Consider the following 22,383-nt stretch of genomic DNA (forward strand, 5'->3'; position numbering starts at 1 on the left):
GGTCCTTTGCTACCGCGTGCGATAGCAAAGGACCCCTGATTCTCGCTTGGTCAGCGGCGGCGGATGGTGCGCTGAACGTTGCGCATCTTCGCGCCGGCAGGCATCGGCCCCTTGGGCATCGCGGCGCCGCGGCTGCCAAGGGCGGCCAGCTTCGCTTCCAGCGCGTCGACCTGGGCGGGCTTGAGGTTCCGCGGAAGCTTCATGAGATAACTCTGCAGCTTCTTCAGCGGTACCTGCTGGTCTTCGTTCCCGATGATCACGTTGTAGATCGGGGTCTCACCGATCAAGCGGGACACACGCTTCTTCTCCTGCGCGAGCAGGGACTTCACGCGGTGGGGCGCGCCCTCGGCGACGAGCACGACGCCCGGCCCGCCGAGTACCCGGTGCACGGCGTCGAGCTGAGTCGTGGCCGCGACGGTCGGCGTCACCTTCCAGCGGCCTCGCATGTTCTCGAGCGCCCAGGCAGCGGCGCCCGGCTGTCCGTCGGCCTTCGAGTACACGGTCTTCTGGACCCGCCTGCCGAAGATGATCACAGCGGCGAGTGCGCCGAGCAGAATGCCCAGCGGCAGCACGACCCAGTGGACATCGAAGATGAACCCGATGCCGAACACGACACCCGTGATGATCAGGAGCGATCCGACCATCCAGGGGATGAGCGCCTTGTCTTCCTTGCGCTGCATCTTGAAGGCTTCGAAGATCTGCCCGCGGCGAGCCTTGCTCGCGGCACGCTTCTCCTTCTTGGCCAGCTTCGCTGCTTCCTTGTCCTGCTTTCCCGCCATGTGTCCAGGATACGGCCGCGTGCCCAGCGACGATCCCGTCGGGCCCTCTGCGAGGATCGGGGCGTGGCTAGCGCATCGTCCTCGAAGAGTCGTCCAGGCCTGCTCGATGGGCTCGATCCCGAGCAGCGCGCCGCAGCCTGCGCGCCGAGAGGGCCGGTCTGCGTCCTGGCCGGAGCGGGGACCGGCAAGACACGGACGATCACGCACCGCATCGCCCACCTGGTCCGTTCCGGCCATGTCGCCGCTGGTCAGGTGCTCGCAGTCACTTTCACGACCCGCGCCGCGGGCGAGATGCGGGCTCGCCTTCGGGGGTTGGGTGTCGACGCCGCCCAGGCACTCACCTTCCACGCGGCTGCCCGCCGCCAGCTTCGGTACTTTTGGCCGCAGGTGGTCGGGGACAGGCCTTGGGAGCTGCTCGAGAACAAGTTCCGATACATCAGTCAAGCCGCCAACAAGGCCGGCCTCGGCACCGAGACAGAGCTGCTACGCGACCTCGCCAGTGAGATCGAGTGGAGCAAGGCCTCTTTGGTGTCGCCCGACGACTATCCGGCGGTCGCCGCACGGACGCAGCGGGACACGCCGACGCCCGCGTCGCAGGTAGCGGAGGTCTACCGCAACTACGAGAAGGTCAAGAACGCCGCCCAGGTTCTCGACTTCGACGATCTTCTCCTGCACACCACCGCCGTCCTCGAGGAGCACACGGTGGTGGCCCAGGAGTTCCGCGAGCGCTACCGCTGCTTCGTCGTCGACGAGTACCAGGACGTCACCCCGCTGCAGCAGCGGCTGCTCGACGCGTGGCTCGGTGGACGCGACGACTTGACCGTCGTCGGCGACGCCAATCAGACCATCTATTCGTTCGGTGGGGCTTCTCCGCGGCCGCTGTTGGAGTTCACCCGAAGGTTCCCTGAGGCGACGGTGGTGAGGCTCGAGCGGGACTACCGGTCAACGCCGGAGGTCGTGGCTCTTGCCAACCAGGTGATCGGTGCCGCGCGCGGCCGTCCCGCGGGGTCGAGGCTGAAACTTGTCGGCCAGCGTCCTTCGGGCCCGGTCCCGCGTTTCGCCGAGTACGACGACGAAACCGCCGAGGCCGCCGCTGTCGCACGCAGGATCCGCGATCTGCTGGACAGTGGGGTGGCGGCCAGCGAGATCGCGGTGCTTTACCGCGTGAACGCCCAGTCGGAGGCCTATGAGCAGGCGCTGGCGGAGGTGGGCATCCCGTACCTGGTCCGTGGTGGCGAGCGCTTCTTCGCCAGGGCCGAGGTCCGGCAGGCGATGTCCGCGTTGCGGATGGCGTCGACCGATGCCGACACCGGTGAGTTGGTGACCAGGGTTCGCTCCGTCCTGGCGAAGGTCGGGCTCACCGACCAGCCACCTGCCGGAGGTGCGGCGAAAGAGCGGTGGGACGCGCTTCTGTCGATCGTCGAGTTGGCCGAGGAGCTGGCTTCCACCGTCGATGACGCGGATCTGCCACGCTTCGTGGCGGAGCTTGAGCAGCGGGCGACCGCGCAGCATCCACCGACAGTGGAGGGCATCACTCTGGCCTCTCTTCATGCGGCGAAGGGCCTCGAATGGGACGCAGTGTTCCTGGTGGGACTCGCCGAGGGCACGATGCCGATCCTGCACGCTGACGGTGACGACGCGGCCATCGAAGAAGAGCGCCGTCTCTTCTATGTCGGTGTCACCCGAGCGCGAGAGCACCTCTCGCTTTCGTGGGCCCTGGCCAGGACAGCGGGAAACCGTCGCAATCGGCGGCGCAGCCGCTTCCTCTACGGCCTCATTCCCGAAGATCATCCAGCGGCGAGGGTCGCCCGATCGCAACAGCCGAAGCAGTCCGGCAACAAGGCGCGGTGCCGGGTGTGCGGCGGCCCGCTGCTGGAGACGCTGGACATCAAGTTGGGACGTTGCTCCCGTTGCCCGTCCAACGTGGACGAGCGGCTGCTCGAGAAGTTGAAGTCTTGGCGAGGCGAGCGTTCGCGTGAGCTCAAGGTGCCGGCTTTCGTTGTTTTCACGGACGCGACACTGGTCGCCATCGCCGAGCAGCGACCGACCGACGACACGGCCTTGTGCGCCATCTCCGGGATCGGCGCGACGAAGCTGGAACGCTTCGGAGCGGAGGTTCTCGACGTCGTACGGGCCTCGGTGGGGACTTGACCGCGTTCCAGGCTTGATCCACGCGGCGAACCCGCTGCTCAGAGCCGATCTTCGCAACTTCGACGGATTTTCTGGAAAATAAGTTGCCCCGGTGCGGCCGGTGGCAATAACCTGCAGGTACCGGGCGGGAAGCGCCTGGCTGGGGAAGAACTTCTACAACACAGCGTAGACCGCAGGGCGGCTCGCGCGCGACAGAGAAAGGTGGTGTCAGTGAAATGAGGATCAACATGAAGCTCACGAACCCTGGCACCCGTCTGTCTTGCGTCGCGGAAGTCCCGCAGGCACAGCGCCAGGGCACCTTCATGCCCGTGAGCATCCTTGCCGCCCGCGGCACTCAGCGTCTCGACCGGCGCTGGGTTACCGCCGACGAGACCTTCATGCACGCTGCCGCCTTCGGCGGGGCGTACCTGAACGGTGGCGTTGATCTGCCGGTCATCAAGCAGTTCCGTGTTCCGTTGTCCAAACGGGAGCGAAGTTCCTGACCTAGTCAGGATCAGAGGCTCACGAAGGCCGCGGAACCGGTTACCGGTTCCGCGGCCTTCGTGTTTTTGCTGCACAAACAAGTTGGCTGCACAACCTAATTGGGGTTCAGCGTTGTCCAGTTCCACCGTGAGTACGAAATCCGTTACCGCACAGAGGAGTGCACCTATGTCATCGGCCATAGCTTTCGCGCCGGGAGAGGCTCTGCCTTTCGCTGACGCAGGCGTCGTCGACCTGCTCGACGCCATCGACTCGCCCGAGTCGATGCTCCCCTGCCGTTCGGGCGACGCGGACCTTTGGTTCGCCGAGTCGCCGGCAGAGCTCGAGCGCGCGAAGGCGTTCTGCGTGGACTGCCCGGTCCGGTCAGCCTGCCTCGCGGGCGCCCTCTCGCGGCGGGAGCCGTGGGGTGTCTGGGGTGGCGAAATCTTCGAGCGTGGCGTTGTCGTCGCGCGGAAGCGGCCCCGTGGCCGTCCCCGGAAGAACCCGGTCGTCGAGCCCGCCGCCGAGGCTCGCCCCGTCGCCCGCAAGGTCGAGCGGAGCGCAGCGGCATGACCGTCGAACTCATCACGACCAGGGATTACGAGGCGCGGACGGGTTACCGCACTGTCACGCCGGCCAAGTTGAACGAGATCAAGGTCGAGGAGACCAGCGAAATGTTGCTTTATGAAGAACTGTCCAGGGCCCGAATACGAGACCTCGAGGAGGGAGTCCGCGCTCAGCGGGCTCGGAGCGGCCCACGCGCCGCACGCAGGTGGACCAAGGTCGCCCGCTGGGCGACCCGGCGAGCCGAGCGCTTTCAGGCCTGACCACTCGGGGGGAGCGGGGGACCTTTGCTGTCGCGGCGCGAGAGCAAAGGTCCCCCGCTCCCTTTTGGACGTGGCGCGGCCTGGCGTGGTGTTCACTGGGGGAATGGCCGTACACACGCATGACGACATCGACTGGGCCGATCGGCTTCGATCGCTTCGCTTGGCCGAGGCACTCGACACCGAGCCGATGCGGGTGGCGGCCCGGCGGCTGCTGGAGGGCATGCCGGACGGGCCGACCATCCTCGACGTCGGCTGTGGCGCGGGCGGGATGAGCGTGCTTTTCGCCGAGGAGCTCGCTTCTGCCGGCGCCAAGATCGTGCTGGTCGACGCGACCGAGCACCTGCTGGCCGAAGCACACCGGGTGGTCAGTGCGGCCGCGGGAGACAGGGCCGCCATCGAAACGATCCATGCCGACGTGGCCGACGACGAGTTACCCGCCAAGCTCCCTCCGGCCGATCTGGTCTGGGCTTCCCGCGTAGTCCATCACCTGCCTGATCAGCAAGCGGCCATCGACACCCTCGCCCGGCTCGCCCGCCCTGGCGGGCTGGTCGCCATCGCCGAGGGCGGCTTGGACTTCAACTGCCTTCCCTGGGATCTCGGCATCGGTCGTCCCGGGCTGGAGGAGAGGCTGCTCGCCGCACGCGGCGAATGGTTCGCCGAGATGCGGGCAGGAATTCCGGGCTCCGTTTCCATGCCCTACGGCTGGAGCATCGCGCTCCAACGGGCCGGCCTGGATGACGTCGATTCCTTCGGCGTGCTCGTTCACCACCCGGCGCCCGGACCGGAACTGCTGCGAGAGTTCGTCCTCGAACGGGTGTCTTGGTTGAACGAGTTGGCAGGCGACCGCATCGACGCTGAGGATCACGAGACCGCGGCAGCGTTGGTGGATCCGGCGAACCCCGCCTTCCTCGGCGCACGCCGGGACCTGTTCCTGCTGGGGGCGAAAACAATCCACTGTGGACGGCGATCGTGAGTGATCAGACCGGCTGCTCCTTGTGTGGCCGGATCCGCGGCATCGACGAGGAGCCCGCCCGGACGCTCGCCTGGGTTTCCACCCGCGAGAAGAACGGCGTGCGCTGGATGTGCCCCACCTGCGCCCGCCGCCACGCCCGCGACATCGAGGGAAAACTGCCCGACGAGTACTGGTGAGCCACTCAGGCGGCGTCGATCCGGCCGATCGTGCGGACCTTCGGCCGCGGTGTCCGTGCCGCTTCGCCGAACGCCCTGACGAGTTCCGCCGCGACTTCCATCGGGATCTTCTTCAGCTGGTCGATGGTGCAGCGGACCAGGACGATTCCGGTCGCGGTCAGCGCCAGCGGGTGGAAGTTCGCGGCACCCTTTTTCGGGGCGCGGAACTGCCACGCCAGTCCGATGTCGTCCCACCAGGCGTCGGCAGAGCCGATGGGACGCCCTCGTCTGTCGCAGAGCATCGTGTTCCACGACGGCGAGGGCAGTGGGCAGCTGGTGAGGACCTTCTTCGCCAGCCCATGCGCATAGGTCTCTTCGGGATCGACGTGCCGCAGAGCCGCGCGGACCGCCGCCGAGCCTCGCCGGTTACCGGACTCGAGCTCCTCGCTGAGTTCTTCGAACGTGCACAGACCCCAGTACAGAGGTAGCGAGATCAGCTCGTCGATTCGCGCGGGATCGAGTTCCAGCCGGGCCAGATCGAGTGCGGCCCGGGCAGGCGGGGCGAACGGGACGCCGTCGATCCAGGTCGGCGGCGGCATTCGCGTGGTTCGTCGGGGCAGCATGCCGGGCTCCGCCGGGACGCGTCGATAGTCGGGGACGAGGAGATGGACCTCCCGCGTCCCCGGGCAGTCGACGCCTCGGGCGCGCAGTGCGTCGGCACCCGTCACCACCACGTCCGGTCCGAACCGTGCGACGGCGGCTTGTAACAACTGAAGCCGGGTGGGCGCGGAGTCGCGCAACAGGATCACACCCGGCATCAGCCTTCGCCAAGGACCACCCGGCCCGCAGAGCTTCGCGGCGTGACGTGCGGTGACGCCCGCCTTTCGCAGCTCGCGGCTGGTGACGATCCCTGATTCGCTAGTGTTACTGAGCGCCATGAGCCGGGCGCTTCGTGTAGTGGCCATGCATCGAGGATGACCGCTGCGCCGACCGGGTGGAACCACTTCCGCGAACTTGTGGACAACTGACCCGAACTAACCCGATTTCGGCCCAGCCACGCCGTTCCCTGTGGATAACTTCTCAGGCCGCGAAGCCCGGCTGCCACCGTTCGACGATCGCGCGAGCGGGAATCTCGGCGTCAAGCTGGCAGAGGATGCCGGTCGATCCGGCGGTCACCCGGTGGATCATCAGATACTCGGGCGGCAGGTTGAGGGAGCGGCCGATCCGGAAATCCCGGCCGCGGGTGTCGCCGACCCGGCCCGCCTGTCGTTGCATCCAGCGGCGCGTGAAGTGGAATGTGTCACCCGCCAGCGGCTCGGTGAACGGCGCCAGGTACGCGAGCACATCATCGGCCTGCAGATCCGCGTCGCCCCGGATGAAACCGGACTCCCTGAGCAGCCGCATGAGCTTCGCGGACTCGCCGTCGAGCGCCAGCCTGGTCATCTCGCCGAGGTGCTGCGGAATACCCTCGGGCAGCCGGGACACGCCACCGAAGTCGATGACGCACAACCTGCCGTCAGCGGTGAGCATGAAGTTGCCGGGATGCGGGTCCGAATGCAGGAGCCTGGCACGTTCCGGCGACGAATAGTGGAACTCGGTGAGCAGCCGGCCCGCCCGGTCTCGCGTCTCCTTGTCGCCGCCGGCGATGATCTTCGACAGTGGAGTGCCGGTGACCCACTCCGTGACGACGACCTTGGGAGCGCTGGCGACCACGCGAGGGATCAGGAATCCGGAGACGCCTTCGAACGCCTTCACGAAAGCACGCTGGTTCCGGGCTTCCGCCTGGTAGTCGAGTTCTTCGTTCATCCGCTCGGCGAGTTCCGCCAGGAGCGGTTTCACCTCGGTCCCCGGTACGAAGGCCTGGAACAGCCTGCTGAAACGCTGGAGCTGTCGAAGGTCACTCCGCAGGGCGTCGTCAGCTCCGGGATATTGCACCTTGACGGCGACTTCGCGGCCGTCGTGCCAGGTCGCGCGGTGGACCTGGCCGATGCTCGCCGATGCGGCCGGTTCGTCGTCGAAGGCCGCGAATCGCTGCTTCCAGGTGCGTCCCAGCTGCTCGGCGAGCACCCGATGGGTCTGCCGGGCGGGCATGGGCGGTGCGGCTGCCTGCAGCTTCGTCAAGGCCTCGCGGTAGGGCTTGGCCATCTCGTCCGGCACCGCGGCCTCGAACACGCTCAGCGCCTGGCCGAACTTCATCGCACCGCCCTTGAGCGTGCCCAGGACCTCGAAGAGCTGCTCCGCCGCCTTGGCGGACAGCGTCGCGTTGACCTCTTCGGCGCTTTGTCCGGTCAGCCGCCTTCCCCAGCCGCCGACCGCCCGCCCCGCTATGCCGAGCGGGATACTGGCCAGCTTCGCCGTTCGCGCGGCCCCGTTGCGGGGGATGGCGGCTTCACGGTCCTCGGCGTTGCGGGAGTCGGTCACCTTCGCGATTCTGCCTTGATTCACTACGCCCGCGCAGCCTGCCGAGGGGGTGTGTGTGGCTACATCGCTCGTGGCGTCAACGAGCGCCACAACCGCATCCGGTGTGCGGTGGCCAGTCGCGATGGCGGATCGCGCCGTCGAAGAAGTCGATCTCGAGGGTGGCGTTCCACGCGGGCGGCGCCTGATCGATGGGGGAGAGAAGCCGGAGTGCTTGCGCCGAGGCCAGCGCGGCGCACGCTTGTACGGCGCCCAGGTCCGGCCGTTGCACGCGGCCCGCGAGCTGGGTCGCCACCCTCGGCCAGGAATCGTCGCGGGCGGCGCGATGCAGATCGGCGCAGCGCAGGCAGCTGCTCCTGCCGGGTACCACGAGCGGTCCGACGATGCCGATCCCGTCGCGGACGCGCACCGGCAGGTGGCTGACCCCGTCCCGGACGAGTTCGTCGACCACCTCGGGAGCCGGTACCACCGCGTCGGTGAGCAGGACAAGCTCTGGCTGACGGTCCGAGTAGAGCCGGGTGGTCGACGTGTCCGCCCTGGCGCGGTGCACCACCTGCGCCATCGCATCCCGGCGTGGCATGCCGACTTCGGCTTCGGTGTAGCCCGAGCCCAGGTCGCGTTCGCGAACCGTGCCCGACGCCCGGATGTCGATATGCCCGACTCCGCCGTTCGCGAGCAGGACGGCGATGGCCACGGCCAGCCTGCCGTCACCGTGGATCGCCACCGCGGCGCGGTTGCGGCGTGCCGTCATGGCCGCTTGATGATGGCGGGCACGGAGCGACCAGAGCCCTGTTTCCGCCCTTGGTCTCGGATGGCGCTGAGGCTGCCCCGCGTCGGTCACGAGCCCGCGGGCCGTCAGGTCCGTCATGAGGTCCCGCAGCTGTTCGTCGTGTTCGCTCTGCGCGAGCACGATGTCGTCCACGGCTCGCGTCCCGTCCAGTCCGCGGAGTGCCTCGGCCACCTCGGTGGCCACTCCGGTGAGCACCACCGCGTGCGCGGGGTCGAGGCCGATCTGAAGCTCACCGCTTTCCCGTTCCAGCACCTCCAGGCCGGTAAGCAAGGTAGGGAAGGCGGGCAGGATGATCGATCGCAGATCCGGTTCGCGCAGGTTCATGATCGCAGGATCGCACCGGCCCGCTAACCGCTCGCTAAGAAAAACCCGAGTTATCCACAGGTTGACCCCATTGTGGACAACTCAAGGCTGTGACCTTCCGGCCCTCGGAGTTGTCGGTGACTGGCCTTACCGTGGTCGAGTGGTCGAAGCACGGACGCCCTCGCTGAGGGGCCGGGACACGACGAATCCGTCGGACACTCCCGAACACAAGGTCGAGGTACGGCGTAGCCAGCGCCGTCACCGGACCGTCACCGCGTATTGGGACGAGGACACCCTCGTCGTGCTGATCCCTGCCCGGATGACCCGGGCCGAGGAGAAGCACTGGGTAGCCGAGATGCAGCGCAAGCTGCTGCGCAAGGGCCCGCGGCAGGCCTCGCCGCCGAAGGCTTCCGACGAGGCGCTGCTGGCGCGCTGCGCCGTGCTCTCGGCGAAGTATCTGGACGGAAAGGCGATACCCGCGAGCGTTCGCTGGGTGCCGCCGATGCGGACGAGGTGGGCGTCCTGTACGCCGGTCGACGCGACGATCAGGGTCAGTGATCGCCTGCGCCGGGTGCCGGGTTGGGTGCTGGACTACGTCCTCGTGCACGAACTCGCGCATCTGAAGGAACCAGGGCACAACGCGGCGTTCTGGGAACTCGTTCGCCGTTATCCCAAGACCGAACGCGCCATCGGCTACCTGGAGGGTCTGTCCTCCGCCGCCGGTTGGGGCATCGCGGCGGAGGACTGACGTGCCTCAGCTGTTGTCTTCGTCGCCCTTGGGCTTGTTCTTCTCACGCTCGGTGCGTTCGATCTCGGCGATCGGATCGATGCCTTCCAGCGTCGACTCGCCATCGCCGAGACGTTCGGAGAAGTCAAGCGGCTCGTCGAGATCTTCGGCCGTCGGCATGAGGTCGGGGTGGGACCAGAGGCCGTCCCGCTTCTCGATGCCGTGCTGGTCTCCGACGAGCTTCCACAGCGAGGAGGCCGCCCGCATCCGCCTGGGCCGGAGCTCGAGGCCGACCAAGGTGGCGAAGGTCTGCTCGGCCGGACCACCCGTGGCGCGGCGGCGGCGCAGCGTCTCCCGGAGCGCGTCCGCGCCCGGAAGGCGATCGCCGATCGCCTCGGCGACCACGACGTCGACCCAGCCTTCGACCAGTGCGAGCAGGGTCTCCAGTCGGTTCAGCGCCGCCTTCTGCTCGGGCGAGGTCTGCGGCTCGAGCAGGCCGGAGGACATGGCTTCTTCGATGCTGGCCGGGTTCGACGGGTCGATCTGGCCCGCGAGCTGCTCCAGCGCCGAGGTGTCGACGGAGATGCCGCTCGCGAACTCCTCGACAGTGGCCAGCAGCCGCTGCCGCAGCCAAGGAACGTGGGCGAAGAGCCGCTGGTGGGCGGCCTCGCGCGCGGCGATGAAGACCAGCACCTCGCTGATCGGCAGCTCCAGGCCCTCGGTGAACTTCTCGATGTTCGCCGGCAGCAGCGCGGAGGTGGCCGCGGGGCCGAGCGGAAGACCGACCTCGGTGGAGGTGAGCACCTCGGAAGCCAACTGAGCCAGGGCATTACCGAGCTGGGAGCCGAAGGCCATCCCGCCCATTTGCCCCATCATCGAGAGAAGCGGGCCGGCGGCCTGCTTGGCCTCCTCGGGCAGGGCCTGGACCCATGCGCCCGAGACCTGCTGGGCGACGGGGTCGCAGAGGCGCTGCCAGGTGGGCAGGGTCTTCTCGACCCAGGTGCGCGCGGACCAGGCGACAGTCGACGTCGCTCCGGCGGGCAGGATCGTCGCGGCGTCGAGCCACAGCTCTGCCAGGTGGGCGGCATCGCGGACGGCTGTGCTCGAGTCGCCGCCGCTGGATGACGAAAAGCCGAGCTTGACGTCGTCGCCGTCGCTGCTGCTGAGGTTCTGCAACGCGATCTGTTTCGCCAGGTCGTAGTTGACCGGTCCGGTCGAGCTGCCGGCCTGGCTGAGCATCTGACCCAGCTGGCTGAGCATCTGACCGAGCTGATTGAAGGCCTCGGCGCCGGAGGGCTGGCCGCCGGAATCCGACGGCTCGTTCTCGCCTCGTTTGTCGGGATCGGGCGGTCCGAAGCCGAACGGGGGTTTGCTCATGGCACCACCGTACGCGGGTCATGGGAGCCAGAGCTCGTCAACTGGAGTGATGAGTGTGGCCTTCACCGAGAAGCGAACACAGTCACCGTACGCTGTCACGCGTGACAGAGCCCTCGGAGCAGACCACAGCAACGCGGAGCCGTGCGGGCTCCGCGAGGGACCAGGACCGCTCCGAGCGGCGACTGACCCGGCGCGGTTGGACGCTACTGGTCAGCGGGGCACTGTTCGTCACCTTCGCACTGGTCGGGTTCTTCATCCCGGTGCCGTACGTGGCGATCAGCCCCGGACCGACCTACGACACGCTCGGCAAGGACGCTGCCGGACAGCCCGTGATCCAGGTCAACGGGCACGAGATCTTCCAGACCTCCGGTGAGCTGCGGATGACGACCGTCTCCCTGCGCGATGGCGGCATCACCCTGTTCAACGCGCTCGGGCTCTGGGCGAGTGGCCGGTACGCGCTGGCGCCGCGCGAGGAGTATTTCAAGCCGGGCGAGACCAACGAGCAGGTCCGCCAGGAGAACATCCAGCAGTTGCAGGACTCGCAGAGCGCCGCCCAAGTCGCCGCGCTGCGCCGCAAGGCCCCGGTGAAGGTGCTCGCGAAGACGATCGTCTCCGGCAGCCCGGCCGACAAGGTGCTCGCTCCGGGCGACCGGCTGCTGGTGGTCAACGGGAAGACGGTCACCGAGGCGGCCGACGTGCGGGCCGCTCTGAACGGCACGAAACCGGGACAGACCGTCCAGATCACCTTCAAATCCGACGGGCAGGCCGAACGCACCGTGCCGCTCACTCTTGCGCAGCGGCCCGATGGCCCCGAGGGTTTCATGGGCCTGACGGCGGTGGACCGCGCCGATGTTCCCTTCGATGTGAAAATTTCGCTGCAAGACGTCGGCGGCCCGTCGGCGGGCCTGATGTTCGCGCTCGCGATCGTCGACAAGATGGAACCCGGCGACCTCGCCGGTGGCAGGCACATCGCCGGGACGGGCGAGATCACGGAGAAGGGCGTCGTCGGTGCGATCGGCGGCATCTCGTTCAAGGTGGTCGGCGCCCGCGAGGCCGGTGCCACCGATTTCCTCGTGCCCGCGCACAACTGCGCCGAGGCGAAGACCGCGGCGCCCGATGGCCTGAACCTGATCCAGGTGTCCACGCTGGACGAAGCGATAGCGCAGCTGGAGAACCTCAAGGCGGGCCGGCCCACCGCCTCCTGCTGACTGCCGGGGGAGCAAGGGACCTTTGCTAGCGCCTCGCGGGGTTGACCGAAGAGAGCAAGGGACCTTTGCTACTGCACGCCTCACGACGCGGGCGGGCGGTAGCAAAGGTCCCTTGCTCTCTTTCCGCAGGTCAGGGGAGAAGGGTCGCCCTCAGGGCTTCGAGCAGGTTGGGGGCCAGCTCCGGGTTCTCGATGATCTCGTCGACAGGGACATCACCGGGCTCTTCGGACTGCCCGGCGCCGCGAAGCCGCATGACGCACGCGCCGGCGCCATCTCGCAGGACAGCGGCGACAAGTCGGGCTTCAGTACGGCGCGGGTGGTCGGCGGCCGCTTGACGCAAGCGTTCGGCATCGGTCTCGGGCGCGGCCGGAAGCTCGGCTTCGGCGTCCGGCGGCAGCACGATGATCTCCTGCGCGAGCGCGCATCCCAGCACCAGATCGGGCCACGCGATCTGCGCCAGCGCTTCACCGAGGTCACCCTCCGGCAGCGCCTCCTGGGCGACCGGCGTCAGCGGGGCCGACGCGTCGAGCTGACCGGCCAGTTCGGGCTGTTCGTCCAGCAGTGCCGCGGTCGGCACCAGCGCGAACAACTGCGGCGGCTGATCCCATCCTCCGGAGGCGACGAACTCCTCGACTTCGCGGGCCAGGCCGGCCACGCCCTGCTGCTCACTCGATGCCATTGGCACATCGTTCCAGGCGGCCGGGACGGCGGCCTTCCGAGTCCGGTTTGGGCGGGTTCCGGGAACTTCCGACGGCATCCGTAGAGTTAGAGCAACAGGGGCCGCGCGCGGTACGCGCGCCCCAGCGAAAAGTTCACCAAACCAGGAGCGTGTGCAGTGGCCACTCGGCCCCCCGTGAGCCTGCCGAAGCTGTCCCGGCGCAGCCGGATACTGCTCATCATCGCCGCAGTGGTCATTCTGGCCCTCCTGCTGGGCGCGAGACTGCTGGACACCTACGTCGACTGGTTGTGGTTCGGCGAGGTCGGCGCCCGGACGGTGTTCAGCACGGTGTTGCTCACTCGTGTCGTCTTGTTCTTCGCCGTAGGGCTCTTGGTGGGAGGTTCGCTCGCGGTCAGTTTGATGATCGCGTACCGGTCCAGGCCCGTCTTCGTGCCGATCTCCGGCAACGACGATCCGCTCGCGCGCTATCGGTCGGCGATCGTCGGCCGGATCCGGCTGTTCGGCATCGGCATCCCGGTGCTCACCGGGCTCATCGCCGGCGCGTCCGCGCAGAGCGACTGGCAGGTCGTGCAGCTGTTCCTGAACGGCACGCCGTTCGGTCAGACTGATCCCGAATTCGGCAACGACGTCGGCTTCTACGCCTTCGACCTGCCGTTCTACAACTGGCTACTGGGCTGGCTGTTCATCTCCGTCGTCATCGCGTTCTTCGGCGCGCTGATCTCGCACTACATCTTCGGTGGCATCCGGCTCGCGGGCAAGGGCGGCCAGCTCGCCGGCCCGACGCGCGCCCAGCTCGCCATCACCATCGGCATCTTCGTGCTGCTGAAGGCTGTCGAGTACTTCTTCGACCGCTACAACCTATTGCTGTCGGATCGGGGATTGCCGCTGTTCGTCGGCGCGACCTACACCGACCTGAACGCGGTCCTGCCCGCGAAGCTGATCCTTCTGTGCATTTCGGTGATCTGCGCCGTCGCGTTCTTCGCCGGCGCGTTCCTGCGCAACCTGCAGCTGCCCGCGATCGCGTTGGTGCTGCTGATTCTGTCGAACGTGCTCGTCGGCGTCGCGTGGCCCGCGGTGCTCGACCAGTTCTCGGTCAAGCCCAACGCGAACGAAAAGGAATCCGCGTCGATCCAGCGCAACATGGACGCGACCCGGCAGGCGTTCGGCCTGACCAACGTCGAGTACAAGGATTACACCGGCAAGTCCGAGGCGACCTCCGCGGAGATCAAGGCGGACAAGGGGACTGTGCCGAATATCCGGCTTCTCGATCCGAACATCCTCAGTGACACCTTCACCCAGCGCGTCGGCCGTGAGAACTTCTACGGCTTCCCGTCCAAGCTCGACATCGACCGCTACACCCTGAACGGGGTCACGCAGGACTACATCGTCGCGGCCAAGGAGATCAAGACCGAGGGTCTCACCGGCAACCAGACGAACTGGATCAACAAGCACCTCGTCTACACCCACGGAAACGGTTTCGTCGCCGCGCCGGCCAACACGATCGACCGCGCGCTCAAGGACGCCAACTCCGACGGCGGTTACCCGATCGCCACCACGAGCGACACCCAGAACCAGGCAGGCGCCGGTTCGACCGACCCGAACAAGCCGGGCATCAGGGTGGAAGAGCCTCGCATCTACTATGGCGAGCTCGCGACCGACGCCGCGTACGCGATCGTCGGCGGCAAGGCGGGGCAGGCTCCCGGCGAGTACGACACGGCCGTCGACCGCGCCTACATCTACAAGGGCTCCGGTGGCGTGCCGATCGACAACTGGTTCAACCGGCTGGTCTTCGCCGCCGAGTACGGAGAGCGGAACATTCTCTTCTCCGACGCCATCGGCGACGGATCCAAGATCATGTTCAACCGCGAACCGCGGGATCGGGTCGCCAAGATCGCCCCGTGGCTGACCCTCGACGGTGACCCCTACCCGGCGGTCGTCGATGGCAAGATCAAGTGGATCGTCGACGGCTACACGACGATGAACAACTTCCCGTACGCCCAGCAGACCCAGCTCGGCCAGGCGACCAACGACTCGCTCAGTGGCACCACCCGCCAGGCGAACTCCTCGATCAACTACATCCGCAACTCGGTCAAGGCCACCGTCGACGCGTTCGACGGCACGGTGAGCTTGTACGGCGTCGAGGACAACGAGCCGGTGCTCAACGCCTGGAAGAAGGTCTTCCCGGGCCTGGTCAAGCCGAGCAGTGAGATCTCTCCGGACCTGCGGTCGCACTTCCGCTACCCCGAAGACCTCTTCAAGGTGCAGCGCGAACTCCTGTCGAAGTATCACGTGAACAACCCCGCGGAGTTCTACGCTCAGCAGGCCTTCTGGAGTGTTCCGCAGGACCCGACGCAGGAGGGCGGCGTGAACGCGTCCGCCTCCGGGATCGCCAACCAGCCCGGCTACTACGTCCTGGCCACCGCGCCGGGCGACACCAAGTCGCGGTTCCAGCTCACCAGTTCGCTGACCGGTCTCCAACGGCAGTACCTGGCGGCCTGGATGTCCGTGTCCTCGGATCCCGAGGACTACGGGAAGATGCGGGTCTTGAGACTGCCGACAGGGGCGAGTGGCTCGACTCAGGTCGACGGTCCCGTCCAGGTCCAGAACAGATTCCAAAGTGACCCGCGGGTCGCGCAGGACCGAACCCTGTTCAACAACCCGAACGTCACCGTCACCTACGGAAACCTGATCACGCTGCCCGTCGCCAACGGTTTCCTCTACGTGGAACCGGTCTACATCCGGCAACGGAACCAGCTGAGCTATCCGCAGCTGGCCCGTGTCCTGGTCTCCTACGGCACCAAGATCGGCTTCGCGCCGACACTGAACGAAGCGCTCGACCAGGTCTTCGGCGCGGGTACCGGCTCCGGCGTCAAGCCGCCGCAGAGCGGTGATACACCGGGGCCCACGGCGCCGCCTCCGGGCACGGCGACACCGCCTCCGGCCGCCGGCGGCAACCCGGCCCTCGACAAGGCGGCGGGCGACATGCACGACGCCTGGCTCAAGTTCCGCGCCGCCCAGCAATCCGGCAACTACGCCGACCAGGGTGCCGCCCTGGCCGCCCTTGAAGCAGCTTCCAAGGCTTACGAATCGGCCAAGGCCAACCCGACGGCGACCAGCGCGCCGCCGGCCTCCGGCCAGCCCGGAGGGTGACGTCGCTTACTAAAGGGCACCTGCTTTGCGCCTGCTGGAAACGTAGGCGTAAGGTAGGTGTCACGACGCGGGGTGGAGCAGCTCGGTAGCTCGCTGGGCTCATAACCCAGAGGTCGCAGGTTCAAATCCTGTCCCCGCTACAGAGGTTGGAGGCGTGTGTCTGCGAAAACGCAGACACACGCCTCTTTCGCATTTCTACGCGAATCGAACCCCCGGGGCCCCGCCAGGAGGGCTCCGCCCCCTGGACCCCCGTGTGGTCGGCTGCGTAGGTGCCCGAGGTAGCGGGGGACCTTTGCTGCCGCCGGGCCGCTAAGGAAGCAGGGGACCTTTGGTATCGCCGGAGTGGCGGGGGAGCGGGGGACCTTTGCTATCGCGTGGGGGCGACCCAGCAGGCGTAGCCGTCGGGCCGGTACAGGACGGCCTCGGTGGAGGGCCACGGCAGGTCGGTGACCATCTGGACGGTCAGGTGCGGCGAGTGGGCGCGAGCGGCCTCGACATGGGCCGGAGTGGTCGTCAGGAGCACGAAGTCGCCGGTGTGGAAGAGCGTGCTCGGGCGAAGCGGTCCGGACTCGGTGGTGACGTCCTGGTCGTCGAGCCGCGAGCCGAGCGCGGGATGCGACGTCCCGTAGGTCGGGTAGCGGATCCCGAGCCCGGAAACCATGCCCGCCAGATACCGGTTCACCTCGGGCAGCGTGGTCAGTTCGGCGAAAAAGTCCCGAAGCGCGCGAGCCTCGTGAGACCGCGGAGTCAGTCCTAATTGAGCGGCGACGTTGTGCAGGACTTGAGCGCCGACAGGGTGCCGCTCGGCCTCGTAGGTGTCGAGCAGGTCGTCACCGGCCCAGCCGCGCACTGTCGCGGCGAGCTTCCAGCCCAGGTTCATGGCGTCCTGTACGCCGAGGTTCAGCCCCTGGCCCCCGGCCGGGAAGTGGATGTGCGCGGAATCGCCCGCCAGCAGCACTCGTCCGACGCGGTAGTGCTCCACCTGCCGCGCGGCGTCGGAGAACTGTGACGCCCATCGGATTTCCGACCCGGTCGCGGAGTCGCCGTACGAGTCGAGCAGCGCCTGCCTGACTTCGTCGTGGGAGATGGCGGACCGGAGGTCCGCGGGCCGCGAGGCCCTGTCGCCGTATATGAAGCGGTAGAGCCCGGGTTCTCCCAGCGGGATCAGGCCTTTGAACGTGGTCGCACCGGTCGGCTGCCCGAAGTTCCGCATCGTTCGCCATTGTTTCTGCGCGCTGTCAGGGATTTTGTCGAACAGGACGTCCGCGACCACGCCGAAACCTTCACCTTCCACGCCGGGGAAGGCCACGTCGAGTCCTTTGCGTACAACGCTTCGAGAGCCGTCGCAGCCGACGAGGAACCTCGCGCGCATCCGGTTTTCGCCACTGTCTGTTCGGTACCGGACGGAAACAGAGTCTTTGTCCTGCACGAAATCGATTACTTCGGCGCCCCGGAGCACCTTCGTTCCTCGTGTGGCCAGCCGTTCTTCCAGGTACTCCTCGATCTCAGCCTGCGGAATGCCGAGCTGATAAGGGAATCGAGTGTCCCACCCTGCATAGTCGACAGGGATCATCGCGAAATGTCCGTCCCGCACCGTCGCATACGAACGCTCCTCGACGTCGTCCAGAAGTCCGCGCAGCGCGAACATTTCCGCGGTGCGCGGCTGCACGTTCAGTGCCTTCGACAGTCCTGTGCGCTCCTGAAGCCGTTCCAGTACCACGACGTCGACACCGGCGAGCGCGAGTTCGTGGGCCAGCATCAGCCCGGTGGGGCCCGCCCCGGCCACGATCACGTCCGTCCCCAGGTTGTTCATACCACTCCTTAACGACGTTAAATTGACCTGCGCACAGCGTGCCCTTAACATCGTTAAATTGTCAAGGTGCTACCGCTGGAAGAAGGTTGACTGTGGGTTTGACCAGGCAGGACATCGTCCGGGCCGGGCTCCGGTTGCTCAACGACGTCGGGCTCAACGGGCTGACGCTCCGCCTGATCGCGCAGGAACTCGGGGTCAAGGCGCCGGCGTTGTACTGGCACGTGAAGAACAAGCAGGAGCTGCTCGACGAGATGGCGACGCGGATGTACGCCGACGCGATGCCGGGCCGTGTGCCGGAAGGCACCGGGGAGCGGGAGTCGCTCGAGCTGGCGTCACGGGGCTTACGGCGCATGATGCTCGCTTACCGTGACGGGGCGAAGGTCTTCTCCGGCTCTTTCATGACCGACGACAGCCTTCTCGGTGACAATCCGTTTCAAGGGCGCGTCGACGCGGGGCTCGAACCGCACCTGGCGGGCCGGGCGTTGTTCACCGTCTACAGCTATGTCGTCGGTTTCACCATCGAAGAGCAGGCCGTCTATCCGATTCCGGGCGAACGCGACCCTCGTTACGACACCACGCCCACGGCGTGGGTCTTCGACGAGGACGTCGAGGGCAGGTTCAGCGACGGGCTGACCATGGTCCTCAACGGCGTCTTCGGCTGGCTGGATGACAAAGTCGCGCCATAAGGGCAGGTCAAGGACCCTTTGTCGAGTTAAGGGCACCCCCCTGAAACCGGGTTTCGCCCCCGTGTAATCTATTGACACAACGACGCGGGGTGGAGCAGCTCGGTAGCTCGCTGGGCTCATAACCCAGAGGTCGCAGGTTCAAATCCTGTCCCCGCTACAGAGAAAACGAAGCGCGGATCTGCGGAAATCGCAGATCCGCGCTTCTTGTTTTCCGGTTCCGTGGTCTGCGTGCCCTCCGGGGCGATCATCCGCTGTCGTTGGTCGGGGCGGGGGACGCGTACCGCTGTCCGTGGCCGACATCGGTCGCGCAGCGTGTCCGGTCCTTTGTGGACAGGCGTAGTGCGTTGGGCCGAATGAGCGCATATCACTAGCCACAATGGACAGATGTGCTGACCACAGTGGACACAGGTGCCGAAAAGTGGGACCGTGGAGTGCGTGTCCGAATTGAATGCAACAGCCGCCGCACTGCTCGGTCTTCTCCACGACGGTCCCGCCACGGGCGGGCAACTGGTCGCGGGGGCGGGTGAGCGTTTCGGCGCCTTCTTCAGCGTGACCCGCAGCCAGGTGTACCGGGAGCTCCCCGCCTTGTCGAAGGAGGGCCTCGTCCGCCTCGGCAAGCAGGGGCCGCGGTCGAGTCAGCAGTACCTCATCACCGCGGCGGGCAAGAAGGCGTTCAAGACGTGGCTGACCTCCGAAGCCGGTCCTGACCACCTCCGCAGTCCGCTGATCCTGCGTCTCGTGCACGCCGGTTCGTTGACGGTGAAGCAGCGCTCGGCGCTGCTCGAGTCGGCGCGCGCCAGCTACACCCAGCAGCTCGACGAGGCCAAGGCCGCCACCAAGGCCGCCGACGGTCCCTACGCCAAGGCCGTCGCCGAGTTCGCCCAGGCGCAGGCCAAAGCGGCACTGAAACTGCTGGATTCCATCCCCCAGTCCTGACCCGGACAGGTGCCCACGACCGGTTCCCCGCAACCGGTCGTGGGTTTTGCCGTAACCTTGGCCGACGTGAGTGATGAGTTCGATGCGGCACTGAAGGACCTGGCCGGCAAGCTGAAGCAGATCGAGTCGGTGATGGACCTGGATGCGCTGCGTGCCCAGGTGGCCGAGCTGGAGGAACAGGCATCCAGCCCGAACCTCTGGGACGACCCCGAAGCGGCGCAGAAGGTCACCAGCCAGTTGTCCCACCGGCAGAGTGAGCTGCGACGCATCTCCGAGCTGCGGCAGCGGCTCGACGACCTGGGTGTCCTCTACGAGCTGGCCGAGGCCGAGGGCGATTCCGCCAGTGTGGCCGAGTCCGAATCCGAGCTCACGGCGCTCACCAAGGACATCGACGGGCTCGAGGTCCGCACCCTGCTGTCGGGTGAGTACGACCCGCGGAACGCCGTGGTCACCATCCGGTCCGAAGCGGGCGGGGTCGACGCGGCCGACTGGGCCGAGATGCTGCTCCGGATGTACCTGCGGTGGGCCGAGCGGCACAACTACCCGACCGACGTCTACGACATCTCCTACGCCGAAGAGGCGGGCATCAAGTCCGCCACGTTCAAGGTGACGGCGCCCTACGTCTACGGCACGCTCTCGGTCGAGCAGGGCACGCACCGGCTGGTGCGCATCTCGCCCTTCGACAACCAGAGCCGCCGCCAGACCTCCTTCGCGCACGTCGAGGTGATGCCCGAAGTGGAGGAGGTCGACCACGTCGACATCCCCGAGAAGGACATCCGGGTCGACGTGTACCGCTCGTCCGGACCCGGCGGCCAGAGCGTCAACACGACGGACTCGGCGGTGCGGATCACGCATATCCCGACCGGTGTGGTCGTGTCGTGTCAGAACGAGAAGTCGCAGCTGCAGAACAAGGCCGCCGCGATGAAGGTCCTCCAGGCGCGGCTGCTGCTGCGGAAGAAGGAGGAGGAGCGCGCCGAGATGGACGCGCTCAAGGACGGCGGCTCCAGCTGGGGCAACCAGATGCGCTCCTACGTGCTGCACCCGTACCAGATGGTCAAGGACCTGCGGACCGAATTCGAGGTCGGCAACCCGTCGTCCGTGCTCGACGGCGATATCGACGGTTTCCTCGAGGCGGGCATCCGTTGGCGCAAGCAGTCCGGAGCCGCGTAGCGACCCTGCGTGAGAGAGCAAGGGACCTTTGCTATCGCTCTCTTCCGGAGAGCGATAGCAAAGGTCCCTTGCTCGCTTGGCCGCCGGGACCGGGCTACCCGGGCTTGACGGCGGGCATGGGTAGTATGCCGAACCGTGATCCGGCTCGAAGAGGTTTCCAAGGTCTACAAGACCTCGACCCGTCCCGCCCTCGAAAGGGTGTCGGTCGAGATCGACAAAGGTGAGTTCGTCTTCCTGATCGGTCCCTCGGGGTCCGGGAAGTCGACGTTCCTGCGTCTCCTGCTGCGCGAAGAGGTGCCGAGCAAGGGTCGCGTGATGGTTTCCAACTTCGACGTCGCCAAGCTCGCCCGCCGCCGGGTGCCGCGTCTGCGGCAGACCATCGGCTGCGTTTTCCAGGACTTCCGCCTGCTGTCGAACAAGACCGTCGCCGAGAACGTCGCCTTCGCGCTCGAAGTCATCGGCAAGCCGCGCCCCACGATCCGCAAGGTCGTGCCCGAGGTGCTCGAGCTCGTCGGCCTCGACGGCAAGGCCGACCGCCTCCCCAACGAACTCTCCGGTGGTGAGCAGCAGCGCGTCGCGATCGCCCGCGCGTTCGTGAACCGCCCGCTCGTGCTTCTCGCCGACGAGCCGACCGGGAACCTGGATCCCGACACCAGCCAGGACATCATGCTGCTGCTGGAGCGGATCAACCGCACCGGCACGACGGTGCTGATGGCCACCCACGACCATTCGATCGTGGACTCGATGCGGCGAAGGGTCGTCGAGCTCCAGCTCGGCAAGGTCATCCGTGACGACGCCCGAGGCGTCTACGGCATCGGCCGCTGACCGGCCCCGCCCTCCTCCGTTACCCACGACTTCCAAGGGACATCAACCCCGATGCGCGCCAGTTTCGTCTTCAGCGAGGTAGTCACCGGCTTGCGCCGGAACGTCACGATGACCATCGCGATGATCCTCACCACCGCGGTCTCCCTCGCCATGCTCGGCTTCGGCCTGCTGGCCGTCGGCACGATCGACAAGATGAAGGCCAACTTCCTCGCCGACGTCGAGGTTTCGGTCTATCTGGTCAACGACATCAGCTCCGGTGACCCGAACTGCTCCCAGTCCGCCTGCCAGGCGTTGCGCCAGGACCTGCAGGGCAACGACGGCGTCGAGTCGGTCGTGTTCGAGAACCGCGAGCAGTCCTACGAGCGGTTCAAGAAGATGTTCGAGAGCCAGCCGGAACTGCTCGCGCTGACCGGGCCGGAGGCGCTCCCCGCGTCGCTGCACGTCAAGCTGAAGAACCCCGAGCGCAGCCAGGCGATCATCCAGGAGTACAGCGGCAAACCCGGCGTCAGCAAGGTCGACGACCAGCAGAAGGCACTGGACCGCGTGTTCAACGCGCTCAACGGCGTGCGGAACCTGGCCTTCGGTGCCGCGCTGATCATGGCCATCGCCGCACTGCTGCTGATCGCCAACACGATCCAGGTGTCGGCGTTCACCCGGCGCACCGAGGTCGGCATCATGCGGCTGGTGGGCGCGACCCGCTGGTACACGCAGCTGCCGTTCCTCCTGGAGGCGGTGGTCGCCGGCCTGGTCGGTGCGATCATCGGTATCGTCTTCCTGGTGCTCACCAAGGTGTTGCTGCTCGACTTGGTGCTCACCGGGGACGTGTTCCCCGCGGTCGGCATGCTCGAATTGCTGTTCCCGGTGGCGCCGATCCTGCTCGCCGTCTCGGTCATCATTTCCGCGATCACCGGCTATGTGACGCTGCGCCTGTACGTGCGCCACTAGCCGCCCCGATAA

Annotated in this window: 21 protein-coding genes and 2 tRNA genes; 16 read left to right on the top strand and 7 right to left on the bottom strand. The window is 67.0% G+C overall.

Annotation, left to right across the window (positions count from 1 at the left end):
* Nucleotides 1-50: 50 nt before the first annotated feature.
* On the bottom strand, nucleotides 51-779 hold the full coding sequence (locus P3102_RS05725) for a DUF4191 domain-containing protein (protein ID WP_276367129.1): 729 nt from the start codon (nucleotides 777-779) through the stop codon (nucleotides 51-53).
* Between the two features lie 63 nt (nucleotides 780-842).
* Here P3102_RS05725 and P3102_RS05730 point away from each other — a divergent pair, with 63 nt between their 5' ends.
* From P3102_RS05730 to P3102_RS05755, 6 genes are all read left to right on the top strand, one after another.
* Entirely contained in the window at nucleotides 843-2,930 is a 2,088-nt protein-coding gene (locus tag P3102_RS05730; protein ID WP_276367132.1) for an ATP-dependent DNA helicase UvrD2, read from the top strand.
* A gap of 227 nt (nucleotides 2,931-3,157) precedes the next feature.
* On the top strand, nucleotides 3,158-3,412 hold the full coding sequence (locus tag P3102_RS05735; RefSeq protein WP_276367135.1) for a hypothetical protein: 255 nt from the start codon (nucleotides 3,158-3,160) through the stop codon (nucleotides 3,410-3,412).
* A gap of 166 nt (nucleotides 3,413-3,578) precedes the next feature.
* Nucleotides 3,579-3,962, top strand: coding sequence for a WhiB family transcriptional regulator (locus P3102_RS05740; protein ID WP_276367136.1), 384 nt, complete (start codon nucleotides 3,579-3,581; stop codon nucleotides 3,960-3,962).
* On the top strand, nucleotides 3,959-4,216 hold the full coding sequence (locus P3102_RS05745) for a hypothetical protein (protein ID WP_276367138.1): 258 nt from the start codon (nucleotides 3,959-3,961) through the stop codon (nucleotides 4,214-4,216). Before P3102_RS05740 ends, P3102_RS05745 begins: the two co-directional genes overlap by 4 nt.
* 103 nt (nucleotides 4,217-4,319) lie before the next feature.
* A complete protein-coding gene (locus P3102_RS05750) occupies nucleotides 4,320-5,189 on the top strand; it encodes a class I SAM-dependent methyltransferase (protein WP_276367140.1) in 870 nt (289 codons plus the stop codon).
* A complete protein-coding gene (locus P3102_RS05755) occupies nucleotides 5,186-5,365 on the top strand; it encodes a hypothetical protein (RefSeq protein ID WP_276367142.1) in 180 nt (59 codons plus the stop codon). The genes P3102_RS05750 and P3102_RS05755 overlap by 4 nt, the downstream gene beginning before the upstream one ends.
* A 5-nt stretch (nucleotides 5,366-5,370) precedes the next feature.
* Here the strand turns inward: P3102_RS05755 and P3102_RS05760 are convergent, their stop codons facing one another.
* The 3 genes from P3102_RS05760 to P3102_RS05770 all read right to left on the bottom strand — a co-directional run bounded on the left by P3102_RS05760 (nucleotide 5,371) and on the right by P3102_RS05770 (nucleotide 8,876).
* Nucleotides 5,371-6,282 (bottom strand): hypothetical protein, encoded by a 912-nt coding sequence (locus P3102_RS05760; protein ID WP_276371000.1) that lies wholly within the window; start codon nucleotides 6,280-6,282, stop codon nucleotides 5,371-5,373.
* Nucleotides 6,283-6,424: 142 nt separating this feature from the next.
* Entirely contained in the window at nucleotides 6,425-7,765 is a 1,341-nt protein-coding gene (locus tag P3102_RS05765) for an AarF/ABC1/UbiB kinase family protein (protein ID WP_276367143.1), read from the bottom strand.
* A 76-nt stretch (nucleotides 7,766-7,841) separates the two neighbouring features.
* The gene (locus P3102_RS05770; protein WP_276367145.1) at nucleotides 7,842-8,876 is read right to left on the bottom strand and encodes a hypothetical protein; all 1,035 of its coding nucleotides are present in this window, start codon (nucleotides 8,874-8,876) and stop codon (nucleotides 7,842-7,844) included.
* 163 nt (nucleotides 8,877-9,039) lie between these two features.
* Between P3102_RS05770 and P3102_RS05775 the strand changes: the two genes are divergently transcribed.
* Nucleotides 9,040-9,603 carry a M48 family metallopeptidase gene (locus P3102_RS05775; RefSeq protein WP_125789290.1) on the top strand — a complete coding sequence of 188 codons (564 nt, stop codon included), beginning with the start codon at nucleotides 9,040-9,042 and terminating at the stop codon, nucleotides 9,601-9,603.
* Between the two features lie 6 nt (nucleotides 9,604-9,609).
* Here the strand turns inward: P3102_RS05775 and P3102_RS05780 are convergent, their stop codons facing one another.
* Nucleotides 9,610-10,959, bottom strand: coding sequence for a zinc-dependent metalloprotease (locus tag P3102_RS05780; RefSeq protein WP_276367147.1), 1,350 nt, complete (start codon nucleotides 10,957-10,959; stop codon nucleotides 9,610-9,612).
* A gap of 101 nt (nucleotides 10,960-11,060) precedes the next feature.
* On the opposite strand from P3102_RS05780, the gene P3102_RS05785 reads away from it, so the two are divergent.
* A complete protein-coding gene (locus tag P3102_RS05785) occupies nucleotides 11,061-12,167 on the top strand; it encodes a PDZ domain-containing protein (RefSeq protein ID WP_276367149.1) in 1,107 nt (368 codons plus the stop codon).
* A 130-nt stretch (nucleotides 12,168-12,297) separates the two neighbouring features.
* On the opposite strand, the gene P3102_RS05790 is transcribed toward P3102_RS05785, so the two are convergent.
* The gene (locus tag P3102_RS05790) at nucleotides 12,298-12,846 is read right to left on the bottom strand and encodes a PPA1309 family protein (RefSeq protein ID WP_276367150.1); all 549 of its coding nucleotides are present in this window, start codon (nucleotides 12,844-12,846) and stop codon (nucleotides 12,298-12,300) included.
* A 156-nt stretch (nucleotides 12,847-13,002) separates the two neighbouring features.
* Between P3102_RS05790 and P3102_RS05795 the strand changes: the two genes are divergently transcribed.
* Together P3102_RS05795 and P3102_RS05800 are read left to right on the top strand one after the other, a co-directional pair.
* On the top strand, nucleotides 13,003-15,996 hold the full coding sequence (locus P3102_RS05795; protein WP_276367152.1) for a UPF0182 family protein: 2,994 nt from the start codon (nucleotides 13,003-13,005) through the stop codon (nucleotides 15,994-15,996).
* A gap of 66 nt (nucleotides 15,997-16,062) precedes the next feature.
* A tRNA-Met gene (locus P3102_RS05800) sits at nucleotides 16,063-16,136 on the top strand.
* Nucleotides 16,137-16,363: 227 nt separating this feature from the next.
* Here P3102_RS05800 and P3102_RS05805 read toward each other — a convergent pair.
* Nucleotides 16,364-17,809 (bottom strand): FAD-dependent monooxygenase, encoded by a 1,446-nt coding sequence (locus P3102_RS05805; protein ID WP_276367153.1) that lies wholly within the window; start codon nucleotides 17,807-17,809, stop codon nucleotides 16,364-16,366.
* A gap of 92 nt (nucleotides 17,810-17,901) precedes the next feature.
* Between P3102_RS05805 and P3102_RS05810 the strand changes: the two genes are divergently transcribed.
* The 6 genes from P3102_RS05810 (at nucleotide 17,902) to ftsX (ending at nucleotide 22,371) form a co-directional block, all read left to right on the top strand.
* Nucleotides 17,902-18,495 (top strand): TetR family transcriptional regulator, encoded by a 594-nt coding sequence (locus tag P3102_RS05810; RefSeq protein ID WP_276367155.1) that lies wholly within the window; start codon nucleotides 17,902-17,904, stop codon nucleotides 18,493-18,495.
* 83 nt (nucleotides 18,496-18,578) lie between these two features.
* Nucleotides 18,579-18,652, top strand: a tRNA-Met gene (locus tag P3102_RS05815).
* Between the two features lie 278 nt (nucleotides 18,653-18,930).
* Nucleotides 18,931-19,431 (top strand): helix-turn-helix transcriptional regulator, encoded by a 501-nt coding sequence (locus tag P3102_RS05820; RefSeq protein ID WP_034322153.1) that lies wholly within the window; start codon nucleotides 18,931-18,933, stop codon nucleotides 19,429-19,431.
* A gap of 66 nt (nucleotides 19,432-19,497) precedes the next feature.
* Nucleotides 19,498-20,601, top strand: a complete 1,104-nt coding sequence (prfB, locus tag P3102_RS05825; RefSeq protein WP_276367159.1) for a peptide chain release factor 2 — start codon at nucleotides 19,498-19,500, stop codon at nucleotides 20,599-20,601.
* A 135-nt stretch (nucleotides 20,602-20,736) separates the two neighbouring features.
* Nucleotides 20,737-21,426, top strand: a complete 690-nt coding sequence (gene ftsE / locus P3102_RS05830; protein WP_005168409.1) for a cell division ATP-binding protein FtsE — start codon at nucleotides 20,737-20,739, stop codon at nucleotides 21,424-21,426.
* Nucleotides 21,427-21,477: 51 nt separating this feature from the next.
* Complete coding sequence (gene ftsX / locus P3102_RS05835; protein ID WP_276367169.1) at nucleotides 21,478-22,371, top strand: permease-like cell division protein FtsX; 894 nt, start codon at nucleotides 21,478-21,480, stop codon at nucleotides 22,369-22,371.
* Nucleotides 22,372-22,383: the final 12 nt, after the last annotated feature.

The organism is Amycolatopsis sp. QT-25, assembly GCF_029369745.1.
GTDB lineage: Bacteria > Actinomycetota > Actinomycetes > Mycobacteriales > Pseudonocardiaceae > Amycolatopsis.